The 6,605-nt window shown below is 62.5% G+C and carries 6 protein-coding genes and 1 pseudogene; 2 read left to right on the forward strand and 5 right to left on the reverse strand.

Annotated elements, in window-relative coordinates:
• Nucleotides 1-1,571 (forward strand): EAL domain-containing protein (locus tag EOA33_RS19760; RefSeq protein WP_127406353.1); only part of this gene is annotated, 1,571 nt, incomplete at its 5' end.
• Between the two features lie 11 nt (nt 1,572-1,582).
• Here EOA33_RS19760 and EOA33_RS19765 read toward each other — a convergent pair.
• A pseudogene (locus EOA33_RS19765) lies at nt 1,583-2,473 on the reverse strand (fatty acid desaturase family protein).
• A gap of 111 nt (nt 2,474-2,584) precedes the next feature.
• On the opposite strand from EOA33_RS19765, the gene EOA33_RS19770 reads away from it, so the two are divergent.
• A complete protein-coding gene (locus tag EOA33_RS19770) occupies nt 2,585-3,523 on the forward strand; it encodes a LysR substrate-binding domain-containing protein (protein WP_127406354.1) in 939 nt (312 codons plus the stop codon).
• 5 nt (nt 3,524-3,528) lie between these two features.
• Here the strand turns inward: EOA33_RS19770 and EOA33_RS19775 are convergent, their stop codons facing one another.
• The 4 genes from EOA33_RS19775 to EOA33_RS19790 form a co-directional block, all read right to left on the reverse strand.
• A complete protein-coding gene (locus EOA33_RS19775; RefSeq protein WP_126055705.1) occupies nt 3,529-4,167 on the reverse strand; it encodes a hypothetical protein in 639 nt (212 codons plus the stop codon).
• Nucleotides 4,168-4,266: 99 nt separating this feature from the next.
• On the reverse strand, nt 4,267-4,605 hold the full coding sequence (locus EOA33_RS19780; RefSeq protein ID WP_245455535.1) for a DUF3303 family protein: 339 nt from the start codon (nt 4,603-4,605) through the stop codon (nt 4,267-4,269).
• Between the two features lie 105 nt (nt 4,606-4,710).
• A complete protein-coding gene (locus EOA33_RS19785) occupies nt 4,711-6,174 on the reverse strand; it encodes a RimK family protein (protein ID WP_126055706.1) in 1,464 nt (487 codons plus the stop codon).
• A 5-nt stretch (nt 6,175-6,179) separates the two neighbouring features.
• Nucleotides 6,180-6,605 (reverse strand): peptidase C39 family protein (locus EOA33_RS19790; RefSeq protein ID WP_190234315.1); only part of this gene is annotated, 426 nt, incomplete at its 5' end.

Consider the following 6,605-nt stretch of genomic DNA (forward strand, 5'->3'; position numbering starts at 1 on the left):
TTCTGGAACTCTACAACGTGACCGCCGCGGATTTCCCGCTGGGAACGACCCATCGTGACGCGCTCGAACGGCTGGTGGAGCTCGGCATCTATACGAAGATCGATGTCGATAGCGAAGTCGTCAAGACAGAAGCCTGCCGGAAAGCGGCGAAAATACACTCGACATACCGCCACCTTAGCGATGGCAGGACGCTTTTGGTCACACGACGACCGATGAGCGGCGGCTGGGTGGCAACTTTCGACGACGTCACCGAGCGCCAGCTTGTCGAAGAGCGCATGACCCATCTCGCGCATCATGACACGCTGACCAACCTGCCCAACCGTTCGATGTTCCGCGAGCGCCTCGACAAGGCCTTGAGCGAGGCGACGGTCGCGCCGATGGCGATCTTCTCGCTCGACCTGGACCGCTTCAAGGCGGTCAACGACACCTTTGGGCACCCGGCCGGTGACTGGCTGCTCAAATGCGTGGCCGAACGGCTGCAGCGCTGCCTGCGCAACGAAACGGATGTCGTCGCCCGCTTCGGCGGCGACGAATTCGCCATCATCCAGTTCAACGTCAAGGGCGCCGACGACGCCGAAAGGCTGGCCAAGCGCATTGTCGAAGGCATCGGCAAGCCCTATCGCGACAAGAGCCGCGACATGCATGTCGGCATCAGCCTTGGCATCGCGCTCTACCCCAACGATGGCAAGGATGCCGACACGCTGTTGAAGAATGCCGACATGGCGCTTTATCGCGGCAAGAGCGAGGGCCGCAACGTCTACCGGTTCTTCGAGCCCGGCATGGATGCGATGGTGCGGGCGCGGCAGGTGCTCGAAACCGACCTCGAGGCAGCGCTGCCACGGCACGAGTTCGAGCTGGAGTTCCAGCCGATCATGAACATCCCCTCCGGCGAGGTCGTCGGCGCTGAAGCCCTGATGCGCTGGCATTCGCCGACGCGCGGCCGGGTGTCGCCCGATGATTTCATACCGGCCGCCGAGGAAACCGGGCTGATCGTGCAATTGGGCGACTGGGCGCTGCGGAAGGCCTGCACGGCGGCAGCGGGCTGGCCGCATGCGATGCGCATCGCCGTCAACGTCTCGGCCGTGCAGATCAAGAGCGGCACCTTTGCCCGCAGCGTGATTGCGGCGCTGGCCTTCTCCGGTGTGCCGGCCGACCGGTTGGAGCTCGAAATCACCGAAACGGTGCTGATGGACGAGAGCGACACTGTGCTGAAGACGCTCGGCCAGCTGCGCGATCTCGGCATCCGCATCGCGCTCGACGATTTCGGCACCGGTTACTCCTCGCTGGGCTATCTCCGGCGCTTCCCGGTCGACAAGATAAAGATCGACCGCTCCTTCATCCGCGACATCGATAACCGCGACTCGGCGGCGATCGTGCGCACCGTGATCGGGCTCGGCGCGCAACTCGGCATCACCGTCACCGCCGAAGGCGTCGAGACAGAAGCGCAGCTCGACATGCTGCGCGAGGCCGGCTGCGTCGAGGCGCAAGGCTACCTGATCGGCGTGCCGTCGACGGCGGCGGAGATCAACCGGCTGCTGAGAACGGGGACGGCTCTGCGCCGGTCCGGATGAATGGAGAACGCTCAGCGTAGCGTCTCGATGTACTTTTCGTGGAAGCTGACATAGCCGGGCTCAATCAACTTGAGATGGCGCTCGATCAGCCCGTGGAACTCCGGCAACCGATGGAATGGCACGCCGGGATAGGCGTGATGCTCGGCATGGAAGGGCATGTTCCAGGCAAGCTTGCGCACCAACCAGTTGGTCAGCGTCGTCCTGGTGTTCTCCAGCATGTTGGCGACGAAGGGGCAACGGCCGTGCTCGGCGAGCAGATAGAGCCTGAGGAACGGCTGTCCGAGCAGCGCCGGCAGGATCCAAACGTAAAGCAGCACCGTTGCCTTGAACCAGAGCGCGAGCAACAGCACGGCGGCGTAGACGGCGATCATGGCGCGCGCCTCGGCGCGCACCTTCGGACGCCCCTTCGGGGGCACGTAGGTCTCATGGCCACCACCAGTCGCGTTGGTGTAGAGCGTCTTGAAGTGGCCCCACCATACCGGGAGACCCGAAACTTGGACGATTTATTGCCGCAGGGTTTCGGGCTTCGGAAAGGCGAGTTCCGGGTCGTTGTCCGGATCCTGGGTGAAGCGGTGGTGGGCGAAATGGAAATAGCGGAACCAGTCGGCGGGCAGTACGATCGCCAGGCTGCACAGCCGCGCGACGGCATCGTTCAGCCACTGCGTCTCGAAGGCGGTGCGATGCACCGTCTCATGCAGCAGCGTGAACAGGAAGACGATCAATATGCCTTGCGGTAGCATCAGCAACGGCCAGAACGGCACCTTGGCGGCGATCAGGCCTCCGAGCAGCAGGATGGCGCCGAAATGGGCAGCGAGCTGAATGAGCCCCGGGCCGTCCGACTTGCCGGTCAGGCGACTGCGCTCCTCATTGGTAAGCGATGCGATGACGTCGCGATGGTCCATGGTTCGTTCCGGCTGCTCGACTTTGTTCACGCACATTAGCCACAAAGAAACCTTTCTAAAAATGAGGATTTCTGCAATCTAGATAAGTTCAACTTATCTTATGGATTGCCCGTGGCCACGCTACCCTCACTGAAAGGACTGCAAGCCTTCGAGGCGGCGGCGCGCGCCGGGAGCTTTGTCGCGGCTGCGGAAGAGCTGTCGATCTCGGCGGCCGCGGTCAGCCAGCTCATCCGCACCGTCGAGGCGCAGATGGGCCGCAAGCTGTTCCATCGCGTCAACCGGCGCGTCGTGATGACCGAAGCCGGCGTGGAGATGCTGCCCAGGTTGACCATGGCCTTCCAGGAGATCGGCAGCGTCTCGCGCGAGGTCAGCGGCGGCGCATTCCGCCCCCGGCTCGTCGTGTCGGTGCCGCCTTCCATGGCGATGGGCTGGCTTTCCGAGCGTCTCTCCGGCTTTGTCGCCAGCCACGGCGCCGTCGACATCTCGCTCAGGGGCGACGACGATCCGGTGCCGTTCGACCGCGAGCTGATCGACATCAGGCTCTCTTACGGTCCGCATTATCGCGAGCACCCGACCGAGGACATCGTCCGGGACGCCGTCTATCCCGTCTGCGCGCCGGCGCTGACCGGCGCGATGAAGCGTGACGGCCTCGCCGGCCTGCCGCTGATCCATACGGACTGGGGACCGACCGGCGCGTCGTTCCCGTCCTGGCGCAACTGGTTCGAGGCGGCGGGGATCGATCCGGGCCGATCGGCGCGGCGCGGCCTGTCGGCAAACTCGTCACGGGCAGCGCTCGACCTCGCCATTTCAGGGCTAGGCGTGGCGCTCGCCCAGGGAATCTACTGCGCCCAGGCGCTCGAAGACGGCCGGCTGGTTCGGCCGGTCCTCCGCACGGCGGACCTGCGCCAGCCCTATTGCCTGACGATCCCAGAGCGCAGCGCCCGGCGCGACGTTGTGGCGGCATTCCGCGATTGGCTGATCGAGGAATGCGCGCGCGCCGTCAGATCGCCGGCGCTTATGGCTAATTTCGCCGATCAAGCATCCCCGTAGTAAGCCTACGGTCGCATCCTTTGGCCGAATTGACCTGGAATGCGCCGGGCCGGTTCCGCTGCGACGGCCTGCCTCACCGGCTCGGCCCGAGGCCCATGGGCAAATCCGCCCGGCACGAACCCGAGCAGTATGATCGCGGCGATGAAGCCGTATTGCAGGACCTCGAAGGTAAGCGGCGGAAGGCTTCCCGGAAGAACCGAGACAGCCAGTTTCGGAGCAAGAACGCCGAAACCCACCGTGGCTGGCCAGCCAATGTCACGCACACGCGCCAACACCATCCATATCATCGCAACAATGGTCGCGAAGCCCATCGCCACGAGCATGGAGATGTAGATCGTTCCGATGGCGGAGTTCTTTGCCTCCATGGCGAGCGCCTGAACCACCATGCCCGAGGCATGCTCTCGCACCGACTCCGGCTGTGGATGCATGCCTTGATCGGGAGTCTTCAACCCTTCGACAAAGGACCTCTGGCTCTGGGCGATATTGGCGCCGTTGGATGCGTAGACCTGATCCTGGATGCCCTCTTTTGTTCCAACCAGAAAATGCTCGATCGGGCCCTTGGCAAAATCGAATCCAACAAGGAAAAGCAGCAGGCAGAAATATAGTATCTGGCCGCAACTTCCCGATTGAAACAGCTTCATCATCTATTCAAAATCCCCAAGCAACCCTCAATATCTGCGGGTAGCATGATGGGCTTAAGCTGCGGTTAGACGGTTCGCTCCAAATTAAGCAAATGGCTGCGGTCAGAGATGCCCGGCCAAAGCCGCAACCATGTCCTTGTTGGTGGCGACTGGAATGATCTCGAACTCCACCAGATCATTCCATTCGATGGCCCAACGCTGCAGGAGCGTGACGTCGTCGGCTTCCACCAACAGGAAGCAGCGGCTCATATCTGCCGCGATCCAGCTGTGGTGGACGACAAGCTCATCCGGCTTCAGCCGGCCCCGGTCGCGGAAGCGACGGTAGATCTCCTTGCGGTCGCAGCCGTGAAAATCCTCGATCACGAAAAACAGCATGCTTTTCCCCCAGTTTGAGCGAACAGGAATTGAGGAACTGGAGAATTGAGTGGCTAGCGCAGCCATCCGTCCTAACTTCCTCAGTTCCTCACTTCCCTAGTTCTTCAGTTCCTCAATTCCCCAGTTCCTCAATTCCCCAGTTCCCCAGTTCCTCAATTCCGTTCCCGGCCGCTACCGCCCGGGCCGCTCCAGCCGGTCCAGGAACCACTGCGTCAGCCGCACCCAGACCTCGTCCTTCTCGCCCGAATCCTCCCAGCCGTGGTCGAGATTGGGATTGTCGTTGACCTCGATGACGAAGACGCCATCCTTGGTCTCCTTGAGGTCGACGCCATAGAGGCCGTCGCCGATGCAGCGCGCCGCCTTGACCGCCGTCTCGACGACATGATGCGGCGTCTCCTTCAGCGTGAAGGTCTTGATGCCGCCCTGGTCGGGCTTGCCATTGGCCTTGTGGTTGACGATCTGCCAGTGCTTCTTGGCCATCAGGTAGTGCACGGCAAACAGCGGCTGACCGCCGAGCACGCCGACACGCCAGTCATATTCGGTCGGGATGAATTTCTGCGCGATCAGGAGATCGGAATCCTCCAGCCATTCGGTGGCGAGCCGGGTCAGTTCCTCGAGGTTCCCGCATTTCTTGACGCCGCGCGAAAACGAGGAATCCGGGATCTTCAACACCAGCGGGAAGCCCAGCGTCTGCGCTGCCAGCTCCAGATCCGAGGTGCCGGCAATGATGACGGTCGGCGGCACCGGCACCTTGTTGTAGGTCATCAGCTCGTTCAGATAGACCTTGTTGGTGCAGCGGATCATCGACAGCGGATCGTCGATGACGGGCATGCCTTCCTGTTGCGCCCGGCGGGCGAAGCGGTAGGTGTGGTTGGAGATCGAGGTGGTCTCGCGGATGAACAGCGCGTCGTAGTTGGCGAGCTTGGCCAGATCCTTCCTGGTGATCGGCTCGATTTCGACGCCCATCTTCTCGGCGATCCGCGCCCAGTAACGCAGCGAGGAAATCTCGGACGGCGGCAATTCCTCATGCGGATCGACCAGGGTAGCGAAAGTGTAGCGCGCCGGGGTGCGGCCCTTGGTGTCTCGCCATTCGCGGTTGGTGTAGGTCTCCAGGCACTGCAGGAAGAAGGCTTCCTCATCATCGGTCATGCGGGCCAGCGGCAGGAAGCCGATCTTGCGGATCGAGGCCCATTCGGCGCTGTCCTTGATGTGAACCTCCAGCGCCGGCGCGCGGAACCAGTCGAAGAGCAGCTTGGCGAAACGGTCCCACACCTTGGAGGGGCCGATGCCGAAGAAGATGGCGACCTTGGCCGGGAAAACGCCGCCGAGATCCTTGCGGCATTTGTTGAGCGCAAGCTCCAGTTCGGGCAGCGCATGCTCGTAGAGCTTGCGCTCCGACAGGTCGATCATGGTCTCGACCGTCGGGATCACCTTGTGGCCGCGCGAACCGGCGAGCAACGAGGCATAGTAGCCGCGGCTCTGGTAGCCGTAATTGTTCGACAGGTTGATGACCTTCGGCCGCTGGCCGCGAAACAGCGAAGGATGGGCAAGATAATCACGGTTGGTGATGATCTTGTGCGGCGTCGCCACCTGGTCGAGGTCGTTCTGCCTTCCGGTAAGGATGACCCAGGTCATTGTCTTCAGCGCTTCCCTAGAATGATGGCGGCACGCAATCCGTCACGGCCGAACTGCGCCATGTTCATGAAGATGCCGTAAGGCACGGGAATATTGGCCGCATCAAGGATCGTCTCCTGCCGCTCGTCCTCGACCCAGGGATCGTGGATCAGGATATGGTCGCCGTCGTCGCCGATCGCCAGCACCCAGTGCGGAACCTTCTTGCCGAACATCAGGAAGCCGCTGATCAGCACCAGCACCAGCTTGCCCCCGGCGAGCGCTGCGCGGATATCGTCGAGGGCGAATGGACGGTAATTCACCGGGATGCCGTAAAGTTCCGCGCGGCGGCGGAAGTCGACCTGGGCAAGCTCCATCACCCGGCGCTTGTCCTGGCTGCGCACCGATTGCAGGAACAGCGCGCCGTAGAAGGAGACGAATATCTCCGCCGCGAG

This window comes from Mesorhizobium sp. M4A.F.Ca.ET.050.02.1.1 (genome assembly GCF_003997725.1).
Taxonomy (GTDB): domain Bacteria; phylum Pseudomonadota; class Alphaproteobacteria; order Rhizobiales; family Rhizobiaceae; genus Mesorhizobium.